20 protein-coding genes and 1 pseudogene are annotated in these 24,505 nt (G+C 54.7%); 12 read left to right on the top strand and 9 right to left on the bottom strand.

Annotated features, from left to right (window positions below; genetic code table 11):
- The first annotated feature begins 279 nt into the window (after positions 1–279).
- The 3 genes from CSK29544_RS01230 to nhaR all read left to right on the top strand — a co-directional run bounded on the left by CSK29544_RS01230 (position 280) and on the right by nhaR (position 4,742).
- The gene (locus CSK29544_RS01230) at positions 280–2,367 is read left to right on the top strand and encodes a glycoside hydrolase family 18 protein (RefSeq protein WP_007889641.1); all 2,088 of its coding nucleotides are present in this window, start codon (positions 280–282) and stop codon (positions 2,365–2,367) included.
- Positions 2,368–2,601: 234 nt separating this feature from the next.
- The gene (nhaA, locus tag CSK29544_RS01225) at positions 2,602–3,774 is read left to right on the top strand and encodes a Na+/H+ antiporter NhaA (protein WP_007889638.1); all 1,173 of its coding nucleotides are present in this window, start codon (positions 2,602–2,604) and stop codon (positions 3,772–3,774) included.
- A gap of 71 nt (positions 3,775–3,845) precedes the next feature.
- A complete protein-coding gene (gene nhaR, locus CSK29544_RS01220) occupies positions 3,846–4,742 on the top strand; it encodes a transcriptional activator NhaR (RefSeq protein WP_007889635.1) in 897 nt (298 codons plus the stop codon).
- 76 nt (positions 4,743–4,818) lie between these two features.
- On the opposite strand, the gene rpsT is transcribed toward nhaR, so the two are convergent.
- A complete protein-coding gene (gene rpsT, locus CSK29544_RS01215) occupies positions 4,819–5,082 on the bottom strand; it encodes a 30S ribosomal protein S20 (protein ID WP_004386260.1) in 264 nt (87 codons plus the stop codon).
- 317 nt (positions 5,083–5,399) lie between these two features.
- Between rpsT and ribF the strand changes: the two genes are divergently transcribed.
- The 6 genes from ribF (at position 5,400) to rihC (ending at position 12,216) form a co-directional block, all read left to right on the top strand.
- Positions 5,400–6,338: a bifunctional riboflavin kinase/FAD synthetase gene (ribF, locus tag CSK29544_RS01210; protein ID WP_007864140.1), complete on the top strand. Its 939-nt coding sequence runs from the start codon at positions 5,400–5,402 to the stop codon at positions 6,336–6,338.
- A 48-nt stretch (positions 6,339–6,386) separates the two neighbouring features.
- Positions 6,387–9,203, top strand: a complete 2,817-nt coding sequence (ileS, locus tag CSK29544_RS01205; RefSeq protein ID WP_007889629.1) for an isoleucine--tRNA ligase — start codon at positions 6,387–6,389, stop codon at positions 9,201–9,203.
- Positions 9,203–9,700: a signal peptidase II gene (lspA, locus tag CSK29544_RS01200; protein WP_007864145.1), complete on the top strand. Its 498-nt coding sequence runs from the start codon at positions 9,203–9,205 to the stop codon at positions 9,698–9,700. The genes ileS and lspA overlap by 1 nt, the downstream gene beginning before the upstream one ends.
- A gap of 103 nt (positions 9,701–9,803) precedes the next feature.
- Positions 9,804–10,274 carry an FKBP-type peptidyl-prolyl cis-trans isomerase gene (fkpB, locus tag CSK29544_RS01195; RefSeq protein ID WP_004386255.1) on the top strand — a complete coding sequence of 157 codons (471 nt, stop codon included), beginning with the start codon at positions 9,804–9,806 and terminating at the stop codon, positions 10,272–10,274.
- Positions 10,255–11,205, top strand: coding sequence for a 4-hydroxy-3-methylbut-2-enyl diphosphate reductase (ispH, locus tag CSK29544_RS01190; protein WP_014729624.1), 951 nt, complete (start codon positions 10,255–10,257; stop codon positions 11,203–11,205). The genes fkpB and ispH overlap by 20 nt, the downstream gene beginning before the upstream one ends.
- 93 nt (positions 11,206–11,298) lie before the next feature.
- Entirely contained in the window at positions 11,299–12,216 is a 918-nt protein-coding gene (gene rihC / locus CSK29544_RS01185) for a ribonucleoside hydrolase RihC (RefSeq protein ID WP_007889623.1), read from the top strand.
- On the opposite strand, the gene CSK29544_RS01180 is transcribed toward rihC, so the two are convergent.
- Positions 12,213–13,109: a LysR family transcriptional regulator gene (locus CSK29544_RS01180; protein ID WP_007889621.1), complete on the bottom strand. Its 897-nt coding sequence runs from the start codon at positions 13,107–13,109 to the stop codon at positions 12,213–12,215. The genes rihC and CSK29544_RS01180 overlap by 4 nt on opposite strands.
- A 94-nt stretch (positions 13,110–13,203) precedes the next feature.
- On the opposite strand from CSK29544_RS01180, the gene CSK29544_RS01175 reads away from it, so the two are divergent.
- On the top strand, positions 13,204–13,836 hold the full coding sequence (locus tag CSK29544_RS01175) for an alanyl-tRNA editing protein (RefSeq protein ID WP_007889619.1): 633 nt from the start codon (positions 13,204–13,206) through the stop codon (positions 13,834–13,836).
- 116 nt (positions 13,837–13,952) lie between these two features.
- Here the strand turns inward: CSK29544_RS01175 and CSK29544_RS01170 are convergent, their stop codons facing one another.
- The 3 genes from CSK29544_RS01170 to CSK29544_RS01160 are packed head-to-tail and all read right to left on the bottom strand — an operon-like array spanning position 13,953 to position 20,333.
- The gene (locus CSK29544_RS01170) at positions 13,953–15,701 is read right to left on the bottom strand and encodes a class I mannose-6-phosphate isomerase (RefSeq protein ID WP_007889618.1); all 1,749 of its coding nucleotides are present in this window, start codon (positions 15,699–15,701) and stop codon (positions 13,953–13,955) included.
- Positions 15,694–18,357, bottom strand: a complete 2,664-nt coding sequence (locus CSK29544_RS01165) for a glycoside hydrolase family 38 N-terminal domain-containing protein (protein WP_007889615.1) — start codon at positions 18,355–18,357, stop codon at positions 15,694–15,696. The genes CSK29544_RS01170 and CSK29544_RS01165 overlap by 8 nt, the downstream gene beginning before the upstream one ends.
- Before the next feature lie 17 nt (positions 18,358–18,374).
- Positions 18,375–20,333, bottom strand: coding sequence for a fructose-specific PTS transporter subunit EIIC (locus tag CSK29544_RS01160; RefSeq protein ID WP_029039394.1), 1,959 nt, complete (start codon positions 20,331–20,333; stop codon positions 18,375–18,377).
- A gap of 408 nt (positions 20,334–20,741) precedes the next feature.
- Here CSK29544_RS01160 and CSK29544_RS01155 point away from each other — a divergent pair, with 408 nt between their 5' ends.
- A complete protein-coding gene (locus tag CSK29544_RS01155) occupies positions 20,742–21,485 on the top strand; it encodes an oligogalacturonate-specific porin KdgM family protein (RefSeq protein WP_071601447.1) in 744 nt (247 codons plus the stop codon).
- Positions 21,486–21,497: 12 nt separating this feature from the next.
- Here the strand turns inward: CSK29544_RS01155 and CSK29544_RS22210 are convergent, their stop codons facing one another.
- The 3 genes and pseudogenes from CSK29544_RS22210 to CSK29544_RS22200 all read right to left on the bottom strand — a co-directional run.
- Positions 21,498–21,779, bottom strand: a complete 282-nt coding sequence (locus CSK29544_RS22210; protein ID WP_007889605.1) for an SIS domain-containing protein — start codon at positions 21,777–21,779, stop codon at positions 21,498–21,500.
- A gap of 21 nt (positions 21,780–21,800) precedes the next feature.
- Positions 21,801–22,498 (bottom strand): IS1-like element IS1B family transposase gene (locus CSK29544_RS01150; RefSeq protein ID WP_095033700.1). Its coding sequence is split into 2 segments (ribosomal slippage): positions 21,801–22,249 and positions 22,249–22,498, totalling 699 coding nucleotides; the frame shifts between segments, so codons are not numbered across the junction.
- Positions 22,499–22,541: 43 nt separating this feature from the next.
- A pseudogene (locus CSK29544_RS22200) lies at positions 22,542–22,934 on the bottom strand (MurR/RpiR family transcriptional regulator); the annotation flags it as partial.
- 445 nt (positions 22,935–23,379) lie between these two features.
- On the opposite strand from CSK29544_RS22200, the gene dapB reads away from it, so the two are divergent.
- On the top strand, positions 23,380–24,201 hold the full coding sequence (dapB, locus tag CSK29544_RS01145) for a 4-hydroxy-tetrahydrodipicolinate reductase (protein ID WP_029039493.1): 822 nt from the start codon (positions 23,380–23,382) through the stop codon (positions 24,199–24,201).
- Positions 24,202–24,307: 106 nt separating this feature from the next.
- On the opposite strand, the gene CSK29544_RS24115 is transcribed toward dapB, so the two are convergent.
- The gene (locus CSK29544_RS24115) at positions 24,308–24,478 is read right to left on the bottom strand and encodes a hypothetical protein (RefSeq protein ID WP_155403483.1); all 171 of its coding nucleotides are present in this window, start codon (positions 24,476–24,478) and stop codon (positions 24,308–24,310) included.
- Between the last annotated feature and the right edge of the window lie 27 nt (positions 24,479–24,505).

Here is a 24,505-nt window from a genome sequence, read left to right as displayed (position 1 = left end):
TAATACGGATCACGATTCCCCTGGCTTTTTAAATCTCTTTTAAGTTGGAATTAACGGCAGTTTAATCTTTAATGTATGCTATATTGAGTTTCAACTGGTTGAATACAGTGATAAAAAATCAAAAAGATGGGTTTTGTTTGTTCTTTTGAAAGCGCTCTTTAAATCATTGTTGTTTTTTAAAATCATTTTTATTGGTTGTGACTGGAGGAATAGAAACTGGCCGATCATGATAGTTAGCGCAGAAATTACTGCACTCACTTTTCACGAAGGAAAATAAACATGGCTACAAGTAAATTAATTCAGGGCGATAGCCTGACAGAAACCAGTAATGCTGCCGATGGTTTTAATCCAGCAAGCGAAACTGAAAAATACAGTTATACTTCAGCCCGCGTGGCGAAACCGGTATATAACAAATATAAGGCTGCTAATAAACCAAAAGTATTTGGTTATTATACTGACTGGTCGCAATATGATGGACGCCTGCAGGGTGATGACAGCCCCGCTAACCGGGGTCGCGGCTATGATCTGGCGAAGGTCTCGCCTACTGCGTATGACAAAATCGTTTTTGGTTTCCTCGGTATTGTTGGCGATAAAGGCGAAAAGCAATACACCATTGAAAACGCGGCTCGCCAGACCAACAAAAACACCAACGAACCCACTTTCCTCGATCCGTGGGGGGATTTTCAGTCTTATGAAAACTGCGGCCACACCACCAGCGGCTGGGATATCGACCCGGCCACGGTAACCCAGGCGACAACCAAAGGGCTGCTGGGCGGCCTGCGCGATCTCCAGCAAAAAGCGAAACAGCAGGGACATACCCTGGTGTTGTCGATGAGTATCGGTGGCTGGACCATGAGTAACGGTTTCCACGAGATGTCGAAAACCGACTCATCGCGCAAAACGTTCGCCGCCGGCGTGGTGAAGCTGTTCAAACAATTCCCGATGTTTAGCGAAGTGGATATCGACTGGGAATATCCAAACGCCGAAGGCAACGGCAACCCGCATGGCCCGGAAGATGGCGCGAATTACGCGTTGCTTATCGCTGAGATGAAAAAGCAGCTCAGCGCGGCAGGGCGCAGCGATGTGAAAATCTCGATCGCCAGCTCAGCGGTTGTCTCTACGCTTGAGTATTCCAATGTCAAAGCGCTGCTGGACGCGGGTCTCTACGCCATTAACGTCATGACCTATGACTTCTTCGGCACCCCGTGGGCGGATACGCTGACACACCACACCAACCTGACGCCGCTCACCGCGGGTGGCTGGAGTATTGAGGCGGTTGTGGATTATCTGATTGCCGAAGGCTTCCCGTCCGATCGTATCAACATTGGCTATGCAGGCTATACCCGTAACGCCCGCAATGCGGTGATTGAAAGTTTCTCCCCGCTGAAAGGGTCTTATTCTCCGGGCAACGGCACCACGACCGGGAGTTTTGAATCCGGGAGTACCGAATGGTACGACACCATTTATAACTATCTGGATCTGGAAAACCAGAAAGGGCGCAACGGCTTTAACGTCTATACCGATAAAGTCGCTAACGCGGATTATCTCTATAACCCGCAAAGCAAACTGTTTATGTCGCTCGACACGCCGCGCTCGGTAAAAGCGAAAGGCCAGTATGCCGCGTCGCGTAACCTCGGCGGGTTATTTACCTGGACGATTGACCAGGATAACGGCGTGCTGGTGAATGCCGCACGTGAAGGGTTGGGTTATGAAATCGACACCCAGACCATCGATATGAAGCCGTTCTACTTCGAAGGCATCAATGTTGCTGAGCCGGATAACAGCGGCGGTGATAGCGAGCCGCAACCGACAGTCAACCATGCGCCCGTGGCGGCTATCCAGTTGCGGGTGGTCGGCGGTTCGCGTATTCAGCTCTCCGGCGAGGCGTCGCATGATGACGACAACGATGCGCTGAGCTTTAGCTGGGGCGTGCCAGCGACGATTACCGTCGCGGATAAGAGCGCCGCCGTGATTGAGTTTGACGTGCCTGTTGTTACCCAGAGCACCGATTACCAGTTCACGCTGTTTGTCCGCGACACCAAAAATGAGCCTTCGTCACAGCAGCGCTTTGTTGTCACTGCCGTGCCGGGTAATGCACCTGCGGGCGGCGACACTCCGGTGCCACAACCGACGCCTGAGCCGACACCGGACCCGACCCCCACTCCGACGCCCACCCCGACCCCGGATACCGGCAGCGCGCCGTATCCGCTCTGGGATGCCGGCACGATTTACGGGGCGAAATGGGGATCTTTCGAGAAAGTCAGCTGGAAAGGCCACAACTATCAGGTGAACTGGTATTCGCAGGGCGAGCAGCCCGATCTCAACAGCGGGCCTTATCAGGTCTGGACAGATATCGGAACCTATTGAGTCGTCAACGTCACGATGATATTTGCCGCTCTGCCCGTGTTTGAGCGGACCTCTGGTCCCGGGGATGGATTACCGGGGCTTTTTTTGCCTGCCATTTACCCGATGTCATTTCCAATAATTCGTTTTAAACGATCTGTATGCCCAGAATAAACTGCTTTTCCGATGGATAAAGGCCGCTATCCTTATACCTGGTGTAAGTCAGTGAATACGTGACTCTATAATTCTGGGTAGACAATGATGATAAAAAAAGTAGAACGTTTCTTTAAAAGTGACGCAGCAGGCGGCATTGTGCTGATCGCCGCCGCCGCGCTGGCCATGCTTCTGGCAAACCTCAACGCCACTCAAGAGCTCTACACCGGCTTTCTCAGTACGCCGGTAGAATTAAAATTCGGGGCGCTGGAGATTAAAAAGAACATGCTGCTATGGGTGAACGACGCGCTGATGGCCGTGTTCTTCCTGTTGGTGGGGCTTGAGGTGAAGCGTGAGCTGGTACAGGGCTCGCTCGCCAGCCGTCGACAGGCGTCGCTGCCGGTGATTGCCGCGCTGGGCGGGATGGTGTTGCCTGCCGCGCTCTATCTGGCGTTCAATTTTCAGGATCCGATAACCCGCGCGGGCTGGGCTATTCCGGCGGCGACGGATATCGCGTTCGCCCTGGGGATTCTGGCGCTGCTCGGTAACCGTGTGCCGCCCGCGCTGAAAATTTTCCTGATGGCGCTGGCTATCATCGACGATCTCGGCGCGATTGTGATTATTGCGCTGTTCTATACCAGTTCGCTGTCGATGGTGTCGCTGATGGTGGCAGTTGGCGCTATCGCTGTACTGGCAGTGCTTAATCTCTGCAACGTGCGCCGCGTCGGGGTTTATATTCTGGTGGGCGTCGTGCTCTGGACGGCGGTGCTGAAATCGGGTGTCCATGCCACGCTTGCGGGCGTCATTATCGGCTTTTTCGTACCGCTTAAAGCGCAGAAGGGACATTCGCCCGCAGGCACGCTTGAGCATGCGCTACACCCGTGGGTGGGTTTTCTCATCCTGCCGCTGTTTGCGTTCGCGAACGCAGGCGTTTCGCTGGATGGCGTCACGCTGGCGGGCCTGACGTCGCTGCTGCCGCTTGGCATTATCGCCGGTTTGTTTATCGGTAAGCCGCTCGGCATCAGCCTGTTCTGCGCGTTGGCGGTAAAGCTTAAGTGGGCAACACTCCCGCCGGGCGTCAGCCAGAAGACGATTCTGGCCGTCGGCGTGCTGTGTGGTATCGGCTTTACGATGTCCATTTTCATCGCGTCGCTGGCTTTTGGTGATGTCGACGCAGCCCTGGTGACCTGGGCTAAGCTTGGCATTCTGGTCGGTTCATTACTGGCTGCGGTCATCGGCTATGCGCTCCTGCGCAGCCATTTATCACGGGCACCTTAACGTCTGGTTTATCATGCGGCCTTTCGGAGTGAAGGCCGCTTTGCCTCAGGGACTCCACAGAGAACGCGCTTATGTCTCATATCAATTACAACCACTTATATTACTTCTGGCAGGTTTGTAAGGAGGGCTCGGTCGTCGGTGCAGCCGAGGCGCTCTACCTTACGCCGCAAACCATTACCGGACAGATAAAAGCGCTGGAGGAGAGGCTACAGGGCAAACTGTTTAAGCGTAAGGGAAGAGGGCTTGAGCCGAGCGAGCTGGGGCAACTGGTGTTTCGTTATGCCGACCGCATGTTCACCCTAAGCCAGGAGATGCTGGACATCATCAACTATCGCAAAGAATCTCACTTATTGTTTGATGTCGGCGTGGCGGACGCCCTTTCGAAAAGGCTGGTCAGCGGCGTGCTCGACGCGGCGGTGGTGGAAGATGAGCAAATCCACCTGCGCTGTTTTGAATCGACGCACGAGATGCTGCTTGAGCAACTGAGCCAGCATAAGCTCGATATGATTATCTCCGATTGCCCCATCGACTCCACGCAGCAGGCGGGCCTGTTTTCCGTCAAAATTGGCGAGTGCAGCGTGAGCTTCTGGTGTCAGAGTCCGGCGCCGGCAAAGCCGTTCCCGGCGTGTCTTGAAGAGCGCCGGTTACTGATACCCGGGCGTCGTTCCATGCTTGGGCGTAAATTACTGAACTGGATCCACTCGCAGGGTCTGAAGGTGGAAATTCTCGGCGAGTTTGACGACGCGGCGCTGATGAAAGCCTTCGGCGCGGCGCACAATGCTGTTTTTGTCGCGCCAAGTCTCTACGCGCACGATTTTTACGAGGATGAGAATATTGTGGAGATAGGGCGCATGGATAACGTGATGGAGGAGTATCACGCGATTTTCGCAGAGCGAATGATTCAGCATCCGGCGGTGCAGCGCATCTGCAATCGTGACTATTCGGCGCTGTTTGTGCCGCCAAAATAAATCAGCAGGCATAAAAAAACCCGCATAAGCGGGTTTTTTTAACAAGCTGCTTGCAACAAGCGACAGCGAATGGCGATTAAGCCAGTTTGCTGATCTGTGCAGCCAGGTTAGCTTTATGACGAGCAGCTTTGTTTTTGTGGATCAGACCTTTAGCAGCCTGACGATCCACGATTGGTTGCATTTCGTTAAATGCTTTCTGTGCAGCAGCTTTGTCGCCAGCTTCAATCGCTGCGTACACTTTCTTAACGAAAGTACGCATCATAGAGCGACGGCTTGCGTTGTGCTTACGGGCCTTTTCAGACTGAACGGCACGCTTCTTAGCTGATTTGATATTAGCCAAGGTCCAACTCCCAAATATGATCTATGTGGACAATTCAAAGGCCGAGGAATATGCCCTTTCAGCCTTCTTTTGTCAATGGATTTGTGCAAATAAGCGCCGTTGTTATGCGGCGCTCGTTACGTAGTGATGGCGCAAGATTCTACCAGCTTGCCTCGTGCGAATACAGTCTTTGTGGGACAAAATTCGCGTTCAGTGCGAAACCCTGACGCAGCGCGATGAAATCGTTGCCAGTTTATGGCTGACAGGGCCAAATCGTCGGTTAACCTTATAGGCTGTACAAGGTATAATCCGACGATTTTCACTGTTCTGAGCCAGTCATGAAGCTGATACGCGGCATACATAATCTCACCTCTGAGCATCACGGTTGCGTGCTGACCATCGGCAATTTCGATGGCGTGCATCGTGGGCACCAGGCTTTGCTTGCCGGGCTATGCGCGCAAGGGCGCGAACGCGGCCTGCCCGTTATGGTCATGATTTTCGAGCCGCAGCCGCTTGAACTTTTCGCGGCCGATAAAGCGCCTGCACGGCTTACCCGGCTGCGCGAAAAGCTGCGCTACCTCGCCCGTTGCGGCGTGGATTACGTGCTGTGCATTCGTTTTGACCGCCGCTTTGCCGCGCTGACGGCTCAGAATTTCGTCAGCGATCTGCTGGTCGAGCGCCTCGGCGTGAAATTCCTGGCAACCGGTGACGATTTCCGCTTTGGCGCTGGTCGCGAAGGGGATTTCTTGTTATTACAGAAAGCCGGGCGCGAATATGGTTTTGAAGTCACCAGCACGCAAACGTTTTGCGAAGAGGGCGTGCGCATCAGCAGCACCGCTGTACGCCAGGCGCTCGCGCAGGATGACTTAAGCCTCGCAGAAAACCTGCTCGGACGGCCATTCGCCATCTCCGGGCGTGTGGTTCACGGCGACGCGCTCGGACGCACCATAGGTTTCCCGACGGCGAATTTACCGCTGCGCCGTCAGGTTTCGCCCGTTAAGGGCGTTTATGCGGTGGAGGTGCTGGGCATCAGCGACAAACCGCTGCCCGGCGTCGCCAATATCGGCACCCGCCCGACGGTGGCCGGCCTGCGCCAGCAGCTGGAAGTTCACTTGCTGGACGTTGCAATCGACCTCTACGGCCGCCATATAGATGTAGTGCTGCGTAAAAAAATACGCAATGAACAGCGGTTTGCCTCGCTTGATGAACTCAAGGCGCAAATCGCCAGAGACGTGATCACCGCCCGCGACTTTTTTGGGCTACCGACACCGGCGTAACGCCTGAATCGGCTAATTATCAAACCGAAATACGGAACCGAGAATCTGATGAGTGACTATAAATCAACCCTGAATTTGCCGGAAACAGGGTTCCCGATGCGCGGCGATCTCGCCAAGCGCGAACCGGGAATGCTGGCGCGTTGGACCGATGATGACCTCTACGGCATCATCCGTGCAGCCAAAAAAGGCAAAAAAACCTTCATTCTGCATGACGGCCCTCCTTATGCGAATGGCAGCATTCATATTGGTCACTCGGTTAACAAGATTCTGAAAGACATTATCGTGAAGTCCAAAGGGCTTGCCGGTTATGACTCTCCGTACGTGCCGGGCTGGGACTGCCACGGTCTGCCGATCGAACTGAAAGTGGAGCAAGAGTTTGGCAAGCCGGGTGAGAAATTCACCGCGGCCGAATTCCGCGCCAAATGCCGTGAATACGCAGCCACTCAGGTTGACGGCCAGCGTAAAGACTTTATCCGTCTGGGCGTGCTCGGCGACTGGTCGCACCCGTACCTGACCATGGATTTCAACACCGAAGCCAACATCATTCGCGCGCTCGGTAAAATCATCGGCAACGGCCATCTGCACAAAGGCGCGAAGCCGGTACACTGGTGCGTCGACTGCCGCTCCGCGCTCGCCGAGGCGGAAGTGGAGTATTACGACAAAACGTCGCCTTCTATTGATGTTGCCTTTAACGCGGTAGACGCGGCGGCGGTCGCGGCGAAGTTTGGCGCGCAGAACGTCAACGGCCCGGTATCGCTGGTTATCTGGACCACCACGCCGTGGACGCTGCCGGCGAACCGCGCTATCTCTCTGCACGCTGAAATCGACTATGTGCTGGTGCAGATCGAAGGCCAGGCGCTGATCGTGGCGAAAGACCTGCTTGAGAGCGTGATGAAGCGCATCAACGTCGCCGATTACACCGTGCTTGGCGAAACCAAAGGCGCGCAGCTTGAGCTGATGCGCTTTACGCACCCGTTCATGGGCTTTGACGTTCCGGCTATTCTCGGCGAGCACGTGACGCTCGACGCCGGTACCGGTGCGGTGCATACCGCAGGCGGCCACGGCCCGGACGACTACACCATCAGCCAGAAATATAGTCTGGAGATTGCCAATCCGGTCGGTCCAGACGGCGCGTACCTGCCGGGCACGTATCCGGGTCTGGATGGCGTTAACGTCTTCAAAGCGAACGATCAGATTGTTGAACTGCTGCGTGAAAAAGGCGCGCTGCTGAACGTCGCGAAGCTGCTGCACAGCTATCCGTGCTGCTGGCGTCATAAAACGCCGATCATCTTCCGCGCCACGCCGCAGTGGTTCGTCAGCATGGATCAAAAAGGCCTGCGCGCGCAGTCGCTCAAAGAGATCAAAGGTGTGCAGTGGATCCCGGACTGGGGTCAGGCGCGTATCGAGTCGATGGTCGCCAACCGCCCGGACTGGTGTATCTCCCGTCAGCGTACCTGGGGCGTGCCGATGTCTCTGTTCGTCCATAAAGAGACGCAGGAGCTGCACCCGCGCACGCTGGAGCTGATGGAAGAAGTGGCAAAACGCGTTGAGCAGGACGGCATCCAGGCGTGGTGGGATCTCGACCCGCGCGACATCATGGGCGATGACGCCGATGTCTATGAAAAAGTGCCGGATACGCTGGATGTATGGTTCGACTCCGGCTCTACCCACTCATCTGTGGTTGACGTGCGCCCGGAATTCTCAGGCCATGCGGCGGATATGTATCTCGAAGGCTCTGACCAGCATCGCGGCTGGTTTATGTCCTCGCTGATGATCTCCACCGCGATGAAAGGCAAAGCGCCATATCGCCAGGTACTGACCCACGGTTTCACCGTTGACGGCCAGGGCCGCAAGATGTCGAAATCCATCGGCAATACGGTCTCTCCGCAGGATGTGATGAACAAACTGGGCGCGGATATTCTGCGTCTGTGGGTGGCATCCACCGACTACACCGGCGAGATGGCAGTCTCTGACGAGATCTTAAAACGCGCCGCCGATGCGTATCGCCGTATCCGTAACACCGCGCGCTTCCTGCTGGCGAACCTGAACGGTTTCGATCCGGCGAAAGACATGGTGAAACCGGAAGAGATGGTCGTGCTGGATCGCTGGGCGGTCGGCTGCGCGAAAGCCGCGCAGGACGATATCGTAAAAGCGTATGAAGCGTACGATTTCCACGAAGTGGTGCAGCGCCTGATGCGCTTCTGCTCCATCGAAATGGGCTCGTTCTATCTCGATATCATCAAAGACCGTCAGTACACCGCGAAAGCTGACAGCGTGGCGCGCCGCAGCTGCCAGACCGCGCTTTATCACATCAGTGAAGCGCTGGTGCGCTGGATGGCGCCGATCCTCTCCTTCACTGCAGATGAAGTGTGGGGCTACCTGCCGGGCGAGCGCGAGAAGTATGTCTTTACCGGTGAATGGTACGACGGCCTGTTTGGCCTTGCCGATACCGAAGCGATGAACGACGCTTACTGGGACGCGCTGCTGAAAGTGCGCGGCGAAGTGAACAAGGTGATTGAGCAGGCGCGTGCCGATAAGAAAGTCGGCGGCTCGCTGGAAGCGGCGGTTACCCTGTACGCGGAGCCGGAGCTGGCGGCGAAACTCACCGCGCTTGGCGAGGAATTGCGATTTGTCCTGTTGACCTCGCAGGCGAAGGTTGAGGATTATGCCAGCGCTGCCGCGGATGCCCAGCAGAGCGAACTGCTCAAAGGGCTGAAAGTGGCGCTCGCAAAAGCCGAAGGGGAGAAGTGCCCGCGCTGCTGGCACTACACCACCGATATCGGCAAGGTGGCGGAACACGCAGAAATCTGCGGTCGCTGTGTCAGCAACGTCGCCGGTGACGGCGAAAAACGTAAGTTTGCCTGATGAGTAAACCGATTCTTTCAACCGGTCTGCGCTGGCTGTGGCTGGTAGTGGTCGTGCTGATTGTCGATCTGGGTAGCAAGGCGTTAATCCTCCAGCATTTCGCGCTGGGGGAAACCGTCTCGCTGTTCCCGTCGCTCAATCTGCATTATGCGCGCAACTACGGCGCGGCGTTCAGCTTCCTCGCGGACAAAGGCGGCTGGCAGCGCTGGTTCTTCGCCGGTATCGCTATCGGTATCTGCGTGCTGCTGGTGGTCATGATGTATCGCGCGAAGGCGAGTCAGAAGCTCAACAACATTGCTTACGCGCTGATTATTGGCGGCGCGCTGGGCAATCTGTTTGACCGTCTGTGGCACGGCTTCGTGGTCGATATGATCGACTTCTATGTCGGCGACTGGCACTTCGCGACGTTCAATCTGGCCGATACCGCCATTTGTATCGGCGCGGCGTTAGTGGTGCTGGAAGGCTTCCTGCCTTCTAAACAGAAAGCCACGGCGTAACCTCTGGCCGGGCGGCGCTACGCTTCCCGGCCCACAGAATGTGCGGCCGTCTGTTTTCCCGATACCGGGCAGACAGACGACCCAAAATAAGTGAGCAACCTGCATGTCTACATCCATACAGAGCAACAGCGCGGTGCTTGTGCACTTTACGCTGAAGCTTGAAGACGGCTCCACGGCGGAGTCCAGCCGCAACAGCGGCAAACCCGCGCTGTTTCGCCTGGGCGACGGCTCGCTGTCGCAGGGCCTGGAGCGCGAGTTGCTCGGCCTGCATGCCGGCGACAAAAAAGCGTTTACGCTCCTGCCGGAAGACGCGTTCGGTACGCCAAGCCCGGATCTCATCCAGTACTTCTCCCGCCGCGAGTTTATCGACGCGGGCGAGCCGGATATCGGGGCTATCATGCTCTTTACCGCAATGGACGGCAGCGAAATGCCGGGCGTCATCCGTGAAATTAACGGCGACTCCATCACCGTGGATTTCAACCATCCGCTCGCCGGGCATACCCTTCATTTTGATATAGACGTGCTGGAGATCGATCCGGCGCTGGAGAGTTCTGATGCAGATCCTGTTGGCTAACCCGCGCGGCTTCTGCGCAGGCGTGGACCGCGCTATCAGCATTGTGGAAAACGCGCTGGCGATTTATGGCGCGCCTATCTACGTTCGCCATGAAGTGGTCCATAACCGTTACGTGGTGGACAGCCTGCGCGAGCGCGGCGCGATTTTTATCGAGCAAATCAGCGAAGTGCCGGATGGCGCGATCCTGATTTTCTCCGCCCACGGCGTTTCTCAGGCAGTACGCAATGAAGCGAAAAGCCGCGATCTGACGGTGTTTGACGCCACCTGCCCGCTGGTGACCAAAGTGCATATGGAAGTGGCGCGATCCAGCCGCCGCGGTGAAGAAGCCATTCTTATCGGCCACGCCGGGCACCCGGAAGTGGAAGGCACGATGGGCCAGTACAGCAACCCGGAAGGGGGCATGTACCTGGTGGAGTCGCCGGAAGATGTCTGGAAAATTACCGTGAAGGATGAGAATAATCTCTCCTTTATGACCCAGACGACGCTGTCGGTGGACGACACTTCCGAAGTGATCGACGCGCTGCGCAGCCGTTTCCCGAAAATCGTCGGGCCGCGTAAAGACGATATCTGCTACGCCACCACCAACCGTCAGGAAGCGGTGCGTGCGCTGGCGGAGCAGGCGGACGTCGTGTTAGTGGTGGGGTCGAAAAACTCCTCTAACTCCAACCGTCTGGCGGAGCTGGCACAGCGCATGGGCAAAACGGCGTATCTTATCGACGACGCCAACGACATTCAGGAAGCCTGGGTGCAGAACGCCGCCTGTGTCGGCGTGACCGCGGGCGCCTCGGCACCGGATATTCTGGTGCAGAACGTCATTACGCGCCTCAAAGCGCTTGGCGGCAGCGACGCCCACGAGCTGACCGGTCGCGAAGAAAACATCGTTTTCGAAGTGCCGAAGGAGCTGCGCATCGACGCGCGCGAAGTGCAGTAATTTTTTACGCGCGTACCAGAACTGCATGCCGGACGGTGAAGATCGTCCGGCATTTTTTTATCCTGACGGCAGGCCAGACAATAAGGAGCGCCCATGACAAAAACGCCGATTATTCTCGATACCGATCCCGGTATTGACGATGCCGTGGCTATCGCCGCCGCGCTGTTTTCACCAGAGCTTGATTTACAGCTCATCACTACCGTCGCAGGCAATGTGTCCGTCGAGAAAACGACACGCAACGCGCTGCAACTGCTGCATTTCTGGAATGCTGATGTGCCGGTGGCGCAGGGTGCCGCCACGCCGCTGGTGCGCCCGCTGCGCGATGCCGCGTCGGTGCATGGCGAATCGGGGATGGAAGGCTACGAATTTGTCGAACACGACCGGCTGGCGCTCGACGTTCCGGCGTTTCAGGCGATTTACGAACGCCTGACGGCCGCCACGGAGCCGCTGACGCTCGTCACCATCGGGCCTCTGACCAATATCGCGCTGCTGCTGACGCACTATCCGGCATGTAAAGCGAAAATCAAACGGCTGGTAATGATGGGCGGTTCGGCAGGGCGCGGCAACTTTACCCCCAACGCCGAATTTAATATCGCCATCGATCCGGAGGCTGCCGCGCGGGTGTTTGACAGTGGCATTGAGATTGTGATGTGCGGGCTGGATGTCACCAACCAGGCTGTGCTGACGCCTGATTATCTCGCGGCGTTGCCCTCGCTTAACCGCACCGGGAAAATGCTGCATGCGCTGTTCAGCCATTACCGCAGCGGCAGCATGACGACGGGCCTGCGTATGCACGATCTCTGCGCTATCGCCTGGCTGGTTAAGCCTGAACTGTTTACGCTCAAACCCTGTTTCGTGGCGGTAGAGACGCGTGGCGACTACACGGCGGGCACCACGGTGGTGGATATTGAAGGCAAGTTAAACCAGCCTGCGAATGTGCAGGTCGCGCTCAGTATCGACGTGGCTGCGTTTCGCGACTGGGTTGCACAAACGCTCACGCTTGCGCCTTAACTGAGCTTTTCCGTCAGGTAGTCGATGAGCGCCCGGATTTTGGCAGGCATATGACGGCTCGTGGACCACAGCAGCCAGAGCCTGCCGGAATAGCTGCTGATAAACTCCCACTCCGGCAGCACCTGCACTATCTCGCCTGCCGCCAGCGCGTCGCTGGCGGTAAAACGCGGCAGGCTGCCGATGCCCAGATGGCGCTTCACGGCGTCCAACCGCACGCCGGTATGGTTGGCGGCGTACCGCCCGTGCGTCTGCACCACCACGCTTTTCCCGTCGCGACGAAACTTCCAGCGCGCGTCCGCCGCCGTTTCACCCAGGCTGATGCAGCTGTGATGACGTAATGCCTGCGGCGTTTCCGGCGTGCCGTGGCGCGCGAGATAGTCCGGCGTGGCGCACAGCAGATGCTCTATTGGCATCAGCGGTTTGCCGTACAGGCCGGGAGAAGGGGAATCGGTAATACGCAGCGCCAGATCCACCTCATCATCGATCAGATCCATATACCGGTCTTCCAGACGCAGGCAGATATCCACCTGCGGGTAGCGCGTCAGAAACTCTTCCATTAGCGGATGGATCACAAAACGGCCCACCGCTTTCGGCACGCCAAGCGTGACGCGCCCCTGTGGTGACTGTGAGGCGGTACCGCCCCGGGCCATCACATCGCGGGCGGCATCCATCATACTGGCGGCGCGCTGAAACACGCCGTTGCCCGCCTCGCTGAGGCGCAATTTGCGCGTGGTGCGCACCAGCAGCTTGCAGCCCAGCTCGCGCTCCAGGCGAGAGACGCTGCGGCTGACGGAAGAGGGCGTGGTGCCGAGCTTGCGCGCGGCGGCGGAGAAGCTGCCGCTCTCCACCACCTGAACGAAAACCGCGATATCGGGCAGAAGGGCTAAATTCATATTTGTGCGCCTGGTGCAAAGGTTCGTTGTCGCCGCGCAGGATTATCGCTGCGGGAATAACAAATATACTGTGTGGTGAACCGGGAGGACAACGATGACACACAGAGAGTACTACCTGAGCGATGCGCTGCAGGGTGAAGCAAACGTACTGCGCTGCGAACAAAATGCGCAGGGCGAGTATGAAGTGGAGCTGGATACGACGCTGTTTCACCCGCAGGGCGGCGGACAGCCTTCAGACAGCGGCACGATAAACGGCGTGCCAGTGCTGCGCGTCGAAAACCGCGGCGATTTGGTGATTCATCTGCTGGCGCAGCCGCTGGGGACCGGCCCCGTCACGCTCGTGGTCGATGACACGTTGCGTCACCGCCATACACGCTGGCACTCGGCGGGTCACCTGATTGGCTATGCCGGTGAGCAGCTCGGCTGGCAGCCCGTGAAAGCGCACCACTGGCCTGGCGAAGGCAAAATTACGTTTGCCCCGGCGCAGGCGTCAGACGTGCCGGATGCCAACGCGTTAAGCGAGAAGATCGCCGCGTGGGTTGCCGCCGATTTGCCACGCTATGTCGATTTCGTGGACGGGCGGCGGCAGGTGCGCTTTGGCGAACTGCCCGTCTACGGCTGCGGCGGCACCCATGTGTCGTCGCTCTCGCAGGTCGGCGAGGTGACGCTCACGGGCATTAAAGTAAAGAAAGGCCAGCTGCTGGTGGCTTACCAGGTGGCAGAGTAAGCCTCACGGCAGGTCAACGCGCCTGCCGTTTCTTTCTCTGTCGCCTGACAGCCACCCGCCAGGGATTCCGTTTCAGTCAGGCTGAACGCCAGGCTGAAACACGTGCGCGAAGCGCGTCATCCTCTCACCCAGGCTTTTATCGTCGCCAGTTGCTGCCCGATCCCTTTGCCAAAGGGAGAGATGCGGTAGGCACCTGCTGCCGCCGGGACGATAAAGGTTTCGGCGTAATGCACCACGAACGGCTCAAACGTGCCATTGGGGCTCTCCACTAACGCTTCGGCACCCTCGACGAGATTAAGCACGTTAACGGTGCCATGGGTATGATGCAGTACCGGTTTATCAAACCAGTGTCTCCGGGTTTCGATAAACTCGCGCTCATGCAGGCCAGTACGCTCTTCTCGCCAGCCGTCGCCGCCAGCGCGAGGTTCTGCCTGGTTCACCAGATGGCGGCGCACCCATTGTGTATCCCTTTCCCAGTCGATCACCTGCGCCCCGTGCTCAAGATGTACGGGGCGGGGAAGGCCATCCATACCGAGGCGTCCCCAGTCCCAGAGTTTGAAGGTAAAAATATACGGCGTGGCGCTTATCTCAAGCACCATCGTTCCCGCGCCTGCGCCATGTACCGTTCCTGCCGGGATCAGGAAATGATCGTGTTTATGGGCGGGGATCGGGTTAACGAACCGGGCATCGTCAAAGGCTTTCTCTCCACGCGCGGCGCGTCTGAGTGCATCAACCATCTGCACAGGCTGCGTCCCGGTCTGGACGCCGAGATAAACCACTGCGTCCGGTTCCGCATCGAGAATGTAGTAGCTTTCATCCTGGGTGTAATGCATGCCGAACTGCTGCTGAATATAGTCCGTCACCGGATGAACCTGGAGGCTGAGATTCTGGCCGCCGATGGTATCCAGCATGTCAAAGCGAATCGGAAACTCAGCACCGAAGCGCGCATGAACGTTTTCACCAAGCAAAGGCCGTGGGTAAAGCAGCACCAGATCCTGTGCAGGAATTTCTGTTCGCACCGTGCCAAAACGCAGGAACAGGCTGTTTTCTTCTGGCACGCAGTCAAAGCACCAGGCGTAATTGGGCATGGATGGATCGAGATCAAATGTGCGCTTCATCCACTGTCCGCCCCAGACGCCGGGGTCAAAAAACGGCACTACCCGGAAAGGCCGCGTTGTCAGTTGCTCCAGGCCTGCGCGGAACGCGTAACCGCTGACGATGGCGGGTTGATTCGCAAGCGTGGTATCTAACAGAAAATCGGCGCGTTTTAGCAGTGGCGTTTTGTGGCGATCGAAGACACGCCATTCGATAAAGTAAGCACGCTTGTAGCGACGAAGCATATCTTCGTGCTGGTTATCCGCGCCCCAGTTGCCAAGCTCGCCCCGGCGCATACGCTGCTGGATCTCCCAGCGCGGCATATCGGCATAGATCAGCATATCGCCGTCATGTACCAGCGCCGCGCCAGAGCCATAGACAATAACCAGGCCTGTACTTATTGCATCGACCCGTTCCCGCAGCGCAGTGAGTTTCGCCTCATCAAAAAAGTCAGTGAGCTGGTGGCAGGAGATCACGCCGAAAACGCGATCGTTCGTAAGGTTGTAAGCCAGTAAAGACTGAAGTTCCCGCTCATCGCGGCGAGCGGTTTCCACGTTGAGAACCAGGGTTGCATTGAGGCCAGGGAAAAAGCGCTCCGCCAGCTCCTCAAGACGCACGCCGGGGTAACAGTCGATAACCAATACCGTTTTCTCAGCGGGCGGGAGCCGTTCGCGCACTTTTTTCACTACTGCTGGCCAGCCCTGCGCGGCGTGATTCGCATAACCGGAAACTGCAACTTCCGGAAATTTGTCATACGACGCGCTACTCATGGCTGTGATCCTGCATAAGGTGTATGGCCAGCGTCAGATAGTCTTTCGCGGCGATAGTCGGGTTGTCTTTCACCGTTTCCTGAATTTCTTCCAGCAGTGACAGCCGATAAATTCTGCAGGTAAAAGGAGAAGCGAGCTCGACGGTCTGCGGCGTGTCGCCAGGGTTGAATAACCTGATGATAACGGTGTGTTCTCCATCGCCGGGCTTACACATGCTCATCTGAATGGCTGGATTATTCTGTGTGAGCCAGGTGAACGCCGGGGCGAGGCCTTTTTCCGGTAGCGGGATAGTGAAACGCTCCAGGCGTTCTTCAAAGGTATTGAGCTGCTGCAATTGATAGCTCAGATAGTGCTCACGATACTGTTTGCACGCATTAAATAAGGCGGCATCGTCGATTCCGCTATCCATCATCAGCGCATAATCAAACGTCATCGGCTGCAGCATTTGAGCATCCGGTGTGTCGACGATTTTATTATTGATGCCTGACGCCCGGCCAGGTCGCCACGGCGTATCGTCTTTCCCAAGCAAGCCGACGCTTCGAAATAACGTCAGCGCCAGTACGTCTTCGTCCGGTAAAACTTCATACTCTTTGATGCCTTTGGTGATAGCCGCGAAGAGATGGTTGTCATCGCGTAACGCCACGCAGTTTTCCAGGGTGTAAACAGGCACGGGTTTCTCAACAAAACCTTGCTCTCGCCAGCCGTTTACGTAACGGCTCCGGGTCTCGCGACGCAGTAAGGCGTAGCCCTGATCGGCAAAGGCGTAATCGGGGGCTTTCACCGGTGTTCTGATATGCACGCGAAGACGATGGTCATGAGCCTCGTTGACCAGATGATGCTGCACACGCACATAGTTTTCATGCTGGCGGAGTTCCAGCGTCGTTTGGATGGTCATGGGCTGTGTCGGTGCCGCATTCCGTCGTTGCTGCATATCTTTGGGCAGCACAAGCGTGGTTTCCAGCGTCATGCGCGACACCATCGGGCTCGTTTCGCAGGCTATAAGCGTAAAGGTGCTGACGCTTACAGGCTGCTCATGCTCCACAGGCGCAAAATCGAATTCATCGCCATCATCCCCGCAGTCAACGAAGGTCAGAAGATTGTCGATACGTTGGCCGGTACCGCGGTTTTCCAGCGAGAGTACGCCCTGATGAAGTGAGATTCGCAAGCGTGTATTTTCAATGGTCTCTTCGTGGCTCAGGGTCAGTGACGGGCTCGCCGTTTGTTCATCAATGAGCCATGTCTGATAACCCAGCCCGTGAAGGCCATCAGCCCTGAAAAGAATAACGCTGCGATAATAGCCTTCCACCGTTTCCAGCTTTTCGCCCTGCGCGGTCACGATGACCTGCTGGCCGCCATCCAGTCTTCGTTGTTCCAGCACCGTACAGGCGACGGGTTTGCCACCACGTCGCAGCGAAACCTGTTTATCTTTCGTGAACACAACAGCCTGAACCAGGCTATCCAGCGGGCTGATATCACTGTTAAAAACCACCAGAATATTGCGTTGCTCGGACTGCAGACTAATGGCGTGGCTGATTTTCTTTTTCAGCAGATTAATCAGGCTCAGCGCAGAGCGTTCCACGCTGATGAGCCGCTGTTTAATGTTCTGATTGACCGGGTCGGCATTGGTCGCCTCAATACCGTTATGAGCATGTGCGCAAAACAGGGTTTTCCAGAGCGAGGCCATTAACGGTTGCGGCCAGTGAATACCCAGTAATGAAGCCATAACGGTGAGCGGTTCAAGTTTATCGATCAGCAGATGCTCGGTTTCCCAGGTCTGGCGTTTAATGTCATAACGCGTTGAGTGGCAGGTTCGGTGAATGCGGGATTTCTGACAGGCGAACAGCTCCCCCTCAATCACGTGGGTAAATTCACCGTCACGCCAGGTTTCACGCATATAGCTCTCATAGTCAGACATAACGAACTGATAAGGCAATCCGCGCTGGTTTAAGGCGTTTACCGTTTGCGGATACCGGGCGTTGGGCAACACCTGATCGCCGCCACAGGGTAAGAGCAGCTTATCGGTATGGCGGTTCATCACGCTCAACTGTTCAAGAATAGGCAGGAGGCGGTGCTGTAAATAATCAGGTTTAGCGGACAAAAACTTACCAGGCCCATAACCATAATAGAGATAGTTGGTGGCGATGGATTTCTGGTTTGGTGCCCGCCAGTAAAAATTGAGATCGCCACGAAGCTGATCCGTATAAATCCCTCTTTGCAGAACGCAGTAATCGATACCGGCGTCCGTAAAAAAGGCGGGCAACCAGGCATGCTGGCCGAAAATATCCGGTAAATAACCAACATTCATTGAATGGCCAAACTGTGTCGCGGTGCGAATGCCGTACTGCAAATTACGGATCAGTGATTCCGTGCGTATCAGCAACGAGTCGCATTGTGTATACCAGGGACCCACAAAAAGCCGCCGCTGACGTATCAACGCATGAATGCGCGATGTATTTTCCGGGCGTTCTTTGAGGTAGTCATCGAGCACGATCGCCAGGCCGTCAAACGTATAGCTTGGAAAATCCGCATCTTTTTCCAGCAGATCCAGCAAATAATCCATATTCTCGACCAGCAGAATATGTGAGTCCTCGCAGGTAAAATACCATTCAGCGTCCCAATGGCAGTGGGGAACGACATACACCTTTTTTTTGACCATTAGAAACAACCTCCCTGTCAGTTCAGCTTAAGCTTGCCTGTGGTTATCAGGTAATAGCGGACAAAAACGTTAGCAAAAGCGATAAACGCTACGCCGAGAAACATCCCAAAGAGATAAGCGGGAAGATTTTGCACCAGTGGCCAACCCCAGATGGCAGGCAGCGGGAACCACTGCACTGAGCCTAAGGTAATGGCCGTCACTGCACCGATAATGGCGCCTGTAATGTTAATCGAGATGGTAATCACCGGATTTCTGAGCATAAAAGGGATAGCGCCTTCGCCGATCGCCAGGAACCCGAGGATTAGCGAGGTAGTGCCGGTGACACGTTGGTTTTCGTCAAACACCCGCCGCCTGACGAGGAAACGATCGATAACCGTTGCAAGGCCCAGGCCAATAGGGGGAATAACGATTCCCAGCACGCGCGCTGTCAGCGGGAAAATATGATCAGCCGCCAGCCCGATGGCGATGGCACCTGCGGATTTATTCACAGGCCCCCCTAAATCAAAGGCGGTCAGCGCGGCGATAATGACAGCCAGCATTAACGCGCTGGAGGCACCGTGCTCGGTAATAAACTGCTGAAGAAATTTATTGATGCCGCCAAAAACCGGATCGACAAAATAGAAGTTGATAAAGAAGATCGCGAGGACCGATAAACCCGGCACGATCAACATCGGCTTCATGGCCTGTAAGTGCTTATGCAGGCGGATATGTTGATTCAGAAAGTTGGCGATGAACCCGGCAAGCGCGCCCAGAATAAGAGCGCCGAGAAAGCCGGAAGGAATGCCGCCGTTAACCGCCCAGAAGGTGTAATGCAGCCCGCCGGCAAAGGCACCGCCAACGAAACCGGGCACCAGGCCTGGTCGGTCGGCAATGCTCCATGCCATATAGGCGGCAAAGATCGGGTACATAAACTTCATGATCATGTTGCCGTAGAGCGTCAGGTAATGGCACATGACCAGCATTGTGTTGTGTTCGGTCGCGTAACGCGCGTTGCCGATATCGGTGACGCCCAGCATGCTGGCGGCTAACTGGCCGAAGCCCATCATCAAGCCTGCCGCGACGATAACCGGGATCATATAGGAAATACCGCTGGAGATGCCCTGATAGAGCTGACTGCCAAAAGAGCGTTTATGCGCTGGGGTTGGGCTTTCCGTGGCGTTTGATTCATTGACGATACCGTCAGGGTTGGTGAGTACGCGCTCAATTAACCCCGCCGCGTCTTTCAGCGGCTCAGAAACGGAGGTTGCGATGAAGGGCTTGCCGTTGAAGCGTGCTTTGCCTTTAGGGGGCAGCGCAGCGGCAAAAATGACGCCGCTCGCCTCGCGGATTTGCGTTTCATTTACCTCATCTTCAATACCGTTCGCGCCCTGTTTTTCGCTATAAACCCGGATACCGCGCGCGGCGCCTGCTTTTTCCAGCGCCTCTGCGGCCATGTAGGTATGCGCGATACCGGTAGAGCACGAGGTGATGACAATCAAACTTTGCCCGCTGGCGTTAATGAGCGTTTTTTCGCCAGCAGATTCATGCGCATCCAGCAGCGCGAGAAAGGCGTCCACGGTAGGTGCTGCTTTAAGCGCGCTGACATTATCTTCATCCATCAGTGCCAGGCTTAATGTCGAAAGCAGGCGCAGGTGCCCGTCATCATCGCCAAGCGGCACCGCAAGTAAAAAGACCAGAGAGACCTTTTCCTCGCCCTCAATGGTGGGCCAGTCATCAACAGGCTGTGTGAGCCGGACGGCAGCAAAGGCAGGCTGTTTTACGACGGGCGATTTGCCGTGCGGGATGGCGATACCTTGTTCAAAGCCTGTTTCAGAAATGTTTTCCCGCTCCCATACAGCACGGAGAAACGCTGCTTGATCGGAGACTTTCCCTTCTTGGTATAAAAGCATGGAGAGATTCTCCAGAATGGATTCACGGGTATTCCATTCCTTATCGAGGAGAATCAAATTAGGGGAAGTCACGCCGCTTAACACCATAAATCCTCCCTGAAAATCAGAGTTGTCGACAGGTTAATCGAGATCAGGCCTTATAAATGCGACGGATTGCTCATATATCGGCGCAGTGCGTTCACTGAGCTAATAAATAACAATGTGCGACACAAGTATGAGGCTGAAAAATGTGGTTTACGCTTAGCGATTCTTTTTAAAACAACCGCTAATGGTTTAATGAATGCTGTAACGGCGTGCACTACGATAAATCGGAGTAAAGTGCTTCCGATTCAAACTGCCAGCCATGATTAAGCAATCACGATAATTAGAGCGCAGATACAACACCGCTGTCATTTGTATGGTGATACAACAAATGTATCAGAAAATAGTGTTCACCTTGTGGTTGCCAGAGCAATCTGATTACGGATTTTTTTGTGTAACTTTTGGGGAGAGTATATGAATAATCTGTTAAAGGTATGCCTGTGTATTCCTGTTATATATAGTGTGTCGGGGTGGACGGGCACAACCTGGGTAGATGTGCGTGGCGCGCATAATATACGCGCGGATACGAATGAAACGCGTATTAAATTTATGCATCAGGCAACGAATGGCTTCTATTTTTCTGCTGAAGCGACTCAGAGCCATAATGAATCTTTTTTTGGTGATGAAGATAGCCGGGATGGTAAAGAAGATGGCGTGACCGGTGTCTCGCAGGAAATAGAAACGCGGTGGCAATTCCCGCTCGGTAATGGTTATTCCATAGCTCCCGGTCTGACGACCGTTTTCACTAAAACCAATACGCACTATCGCCCTTTTATCCAGGGATGGAAGGCATTTGACAACGGGATTAATCTCGCTGCCCGCTATCGCTATAACACGGTGAATGATGCCCATAGCGACAGAAAGCTCGACAGCGATGAGTATACCCGTCGTAAATCGCATCAGTTTGATATCTGGATTGCCTATAATATCGGGCGCTTCGGTATGTCCTGGAACCCTCGCTTCCGTTACCAGGATGGCGTCGATCAGGGAACCGGGAGAGACACGTACTGGGAGCATACGCTGGCATTCAGCTATAAAATGGACGATGACTGGACGCCTTATATCGAGCTTGGTTCTCTTGACAAAACCTATGTGGATGACCACGGAACGCATAAAAATGAGTTCGTCGGCCGCTTAGGGATTACTAAAAAGTTATAATTTTTCTGTGTATTATGCATCGGGTGTCGTCAGTAATTTGCATCCGATGCTATCAATAAAATCCAGTATTTTTATTTGCGACTCCCTTTGATACAGCGATGACGCCTCGTCAGTATCTTCAACAGCCCATGTGCGGGAAGCAACCTGAGATAAAGAAGAATTATTACGGGTAATTGCCATGACCCGGATATTTTTACGCTTCGCGTTGCGCGCCATTTCAACAATGGCTTTCGTTTCTCCCGATTTGCTGACCAGTAAGAGCGTGCCTTTATTTATTAACGCCAGTTGATGCACATCCGTGGTAATGACTCCAACTTATTGATAGTGTTTTATGTTCAGATAATGCCCGATGACTTTGTCATGCAGCTCCACCGATTTTGAGAACGACAGCGACTTCCGTCCCAGCCGTGCCAGGTGCTGCCTCAGATTCAGGTTATGCCGCTCAATTCGCTGCGTATATCGCTTGCTGATTACGTGCAGCTTTCCCTTCAGGCGGGATTCATACAGCGGCCAGCCATCCGTCATCCATATCACCACGTCAAAGGGTGACAGCAGGCTCATAAGACGCCCCAGCGTCGCCATAGTGCGTTCACCGAATACGTGCGCAACAACCGTCTTCCGGAGCCTGTCATACGCGTAAAACAGCCAGCGCTGGCGCGATTTAGCCCCGACGTATCCCCACTGTTCGTCCATTTCCGCGCAGACGATGACGTCACTGCCCGGCTGTATGCGCGAGGTTACCGACTGCGGCCTGAGTTTTTTAAATGGCGGAAAATCGTGTTGAGGCCAACGCCCATAATGCGGGCGGTTGCCCGGCATCCAACGCCATTCATGGCCATATCAATGATTTTCTGGTGCGTACCGGGTTGAGAAGCGGTGTAAGTGAACTGCAGTTGCCATGTTTTACGGCAGTGAGAGCAGAGATAGCGCTGATGTCCGGCGGTGCTTTTGCCGTTACGCACCACCCCGTCAGTAGCTGAACAGGAGGGACAGCTGATAGAAACAGAAGCCACTGGAGCACCTCAAAAACACCATCATACACTAAATCAGTAAGTTGGCAGCATCACCCACATCCGTTAACATTAAATGAGGAATACCAGCAATAGATAAGAAACGAGATAAATAGCTCAGGCTGGTCAGTGTTCCGCCCCTGGCATATAAATAGATATGCTGCGCTTGATGTAACTGCTGGCAGAGTTCCGCAATATCTTTCTCCTGCCCGTTTGACATTTTGTCAGACACGTGCGGTTTTGTTTGTAACGGGAATCCGCATTTATATCGTAATTCGGTATATCCCGAATATCCCATTTTTTTACAGACCCGATTAACCGACGTTGTCGTGGTAAACGTCTGGCTGGCAATCATCTTTGCAGAGATGCATGATAATCTGTGAATATTGCATAGTATATATTCATAGACAATGCGCTCTGTCCTTGAGAGGTTATTCATTACATGATCCCGTTTTACATTTATAGTGATCCGTGTAAACCTTGTGTATGTTATCAATTTGAAATTAGTAATCGGAAAAAACATCCCTTCTTTTGGAAAGTAATATTAATCGAGCAGACGTATTTTTGTAAAATAATAAATGAGTTTATCTCTGCGGAAGTTAAAAATTCTGGAGCCAGCTCGCGTTAATATGAAACCTGGCGCGAGAAAACCGCAAACAGAGAGACAGGGATTAACACGTAGCCCTGAAAAGGCTGTCACTATTTTTCCGCCGTTCACACACAGTGGCCTGCGGTTTTTCCTGCCCATTATGCCTTTTACTGATATCCCTCCCTGTTTATCATTAAATTCTAATTATCGATGTTTTGGGCTGGCAGCACGACGAAACGCTGGTTAACCTGAGAACGTTTTATAAGCAATTTTTTAACATATAAAGAGTATAACTATGCAAGAAGCACAGGTCCGCGTCGCGATCGCGGGGGCGAATGGCCGTATGGGACGGCAGTTAATCCAGGCAGCACTTGCGATGGATGGCGTGGCGCTCGGTGCCGCGCTGGTGCGTGAAGGCTCAACGCTGCTCGGCGCTGATGCGGGTGAACTGGCGGGCGCAGGCGCAACCGGCGTCACTCTCAAGAGCAGTCTTGAGGCGGTGAAAGACGATTTCGATGTGCTTATCGATTTTACGCGTCCGGAAGGCACGCTGGCGTACCTGGCGTTCTGCCGCGCGCATAATAAAGGCATGGTGATCGGCACTACCGGGTTTGACGACGCCGGTAAAGCGGCCATCCGTGAAGCCGGCACGGCGATCCCTGTGGTGTTCGCCGCTAACTTCAGCGTTGGGGTTAACGTGATGCTGAAACTGCTGGAAAAAGCCGCTCAGGTGATGGGCGATTACACCGATATCGAAATTATTGAAGCGCATCACCGCCATAAAGTGGATGCGCCTTCCGGTACGGCGCTCGCGATGGGCGAGGCGATTGCCGGCGCGCTGAATAAAGATCTGAAAAGCTGTGCGGTCTATGCGCGTGAAGGCTACACCGGCGAGCGCGTGCCCGGCACCATTGGATTTGCGACCGTACGCGCGGGCGATATTGTCGGTGAGCACACCGCGATGTTCGCCGACATTGGCGAGCGCATCGAAATCACCCATAAAGCCTCCAGCCGGATGACATTTGCTAATGGTGCCGTCCGGGCGGCGCTGTGGCTTAAAGCGCAAAAAAAGGGTTTTTTTGATATGCGGGATGTGCTTAATCTGAATGATTTGTGATTCTTGTTACCCATCGTGATGTGGTTATTACAATCATAAATTTCTGATTGGAAGGGCAATAATTTATTGCCCTTTTTTGTTTTATTTATTTTTGCGACTTTCGTTGTTAAGTTAACCTTAGCTGCTTAAAACAGAGTGTTTTTAACTGATTTTGCGTTAATGGTTTGTGAATTTTGACCGTTTGGTCCATTTTAAAAGCTGTGTTATGCTTCGTTTTTACTTTTCTTGCCGGGCAACCGTTTTCTGCGCTTCGTTTTCTTTGTTTTTTGCCCTTCATTTCCTGTGTTTTCCTCAAAGCCTTCAA

It is taken from the genome of Cronobacter sakazakii (genome assembly GCF_000982825.1).
Taxonomy (GTDB): domain Bacteria; phylum Pseudomonadota; class Gammaproteobacteria; order Enterobacterales; family Enterobacteriaceae; genus Cronobacter; species Cronobacter sakazakii.
This window is presented reverse-complemented; position numbering and strand designations above follow the sequence as displayed.

Excerpts from the sequence above, each read along its gene's own strand:
- CSK29544_RS01230 (WP_007889641.1), top strand. The coding sequence starts at position 280 with ATGGCTACAAGTAAATTAATTCAGGGCGATAGCCTGACAGAAACCAGT.
- nhaA (WP_007889638.1), top strand. The coding sequence starts at position 2,602 with ATGATGATAAAAAAAGTAGAACGTTTCTTTAAAAGTGACGCAGCAGGC.
- nhaR (WP_007889635.1), top strand. The coding sequence starts at position 3,846 with ATGTCTCATATCAATTACAACCACTTATATTACTTCTGGCAGGTTTGT.
- ribF (WP_007864140.1), top strand. The coding sequence starts at position 5,400 with ATGAAGCTGATACGCGGCATACATAATCTCACCTCTGAGCATCACGGT.
- ileS (WP_007889629.1), top strand. The coding sequence starts at position 6,387 with ATGAGTGACTATAAATCAACCCTGAATTTGCCGGAAACAGGGTTCCCG.
- lspA (WP_007864145.1), top strand. The coding sequence starts at position 9,203 with ATGAGTAAACCGATTCTTTCAACCGGTCTGCGCTGGCTGTGGCTGGTA.
- fkpB (WP_004386255.1), top strand. The coding sequence starts at position 9,804 with ATGTCTACATCCATACAGAGCAACAGCGCGGTGCTTGTGCACTTTACG.
- ispH (WP_014729624.1), top strand. The coding sequence starts at position 10,255 with ATGCAGATCCTGTTGGCTAACCCGCGCGGCTTCTGCGCAGGCGTGGAC.
- rihC (WP_007889623.1), top strand. The coding sequence starts at position 11,299 with ATGACAAAAACGCCGATTATTCTCGATACCGATCCCGGTATTGACGAT.
- CSK29544_RS01180 (WP_007889621.1), bottom strand. The coding sequence starts at position 13,109 with ATGAATTTAGCCCTTCTGCCCGATATCGCGGTTTTCGTTCAGGTGGTG.
- CSK29544_RS01175 (WP_007889619.1), top strand. The coding sequence starts at position 13,204 with ATGACACACAGAGAGTACTACCTGAGCGATGCGCTGCAGGGTGAAGCA.
- CSK29544_RS01170 (WP_007889618.1), bottom strand. The coding sequence starts at position 15,701 with ATGAGTAGCGCGTCGTATGACAAATTTCCGGAAGTTGCAGTTTCCGGT.
- CSK29544_RS01165 (WP_007889615.1), bottom strand. The coding sequence starts at position 18,357 with ATGGTCAAAAAAAAGGTGTATGTCGTTCCCCACTGCCATTGGGACGCT.
- CSK29544_RS01160 (WP_029039394.1), bottom strand. The coding sequence starts at position 20,333 with ATGGTGTTAAGCGGCGTGACTTCCCCTAATTTGATTCTCCTCGATAAG.
- CSK29544_RS01155 (WP_071601447.1), top strand. The coding sequence starts at position 20,742 with ATGAATAATCTGTTAAAGGTATGCCTGTGTATTCCTGTTATATATAGT.
- dapB (WP_029039493.1), top strand. The coding sequence starts at position 23,380 with ATGCAAGAAGCACAGGTCCGCGTCGCGATCGCGGGGGCGAATGGCCGT.
- CSK29544_RS24115 (WP_155403483.1), bottom strand. The coding sequence starts at position 24,478 with ATGAAGGGCAAAAAACAAAGAAAACGAAGCGCAGAAAACGGTTGCCCG.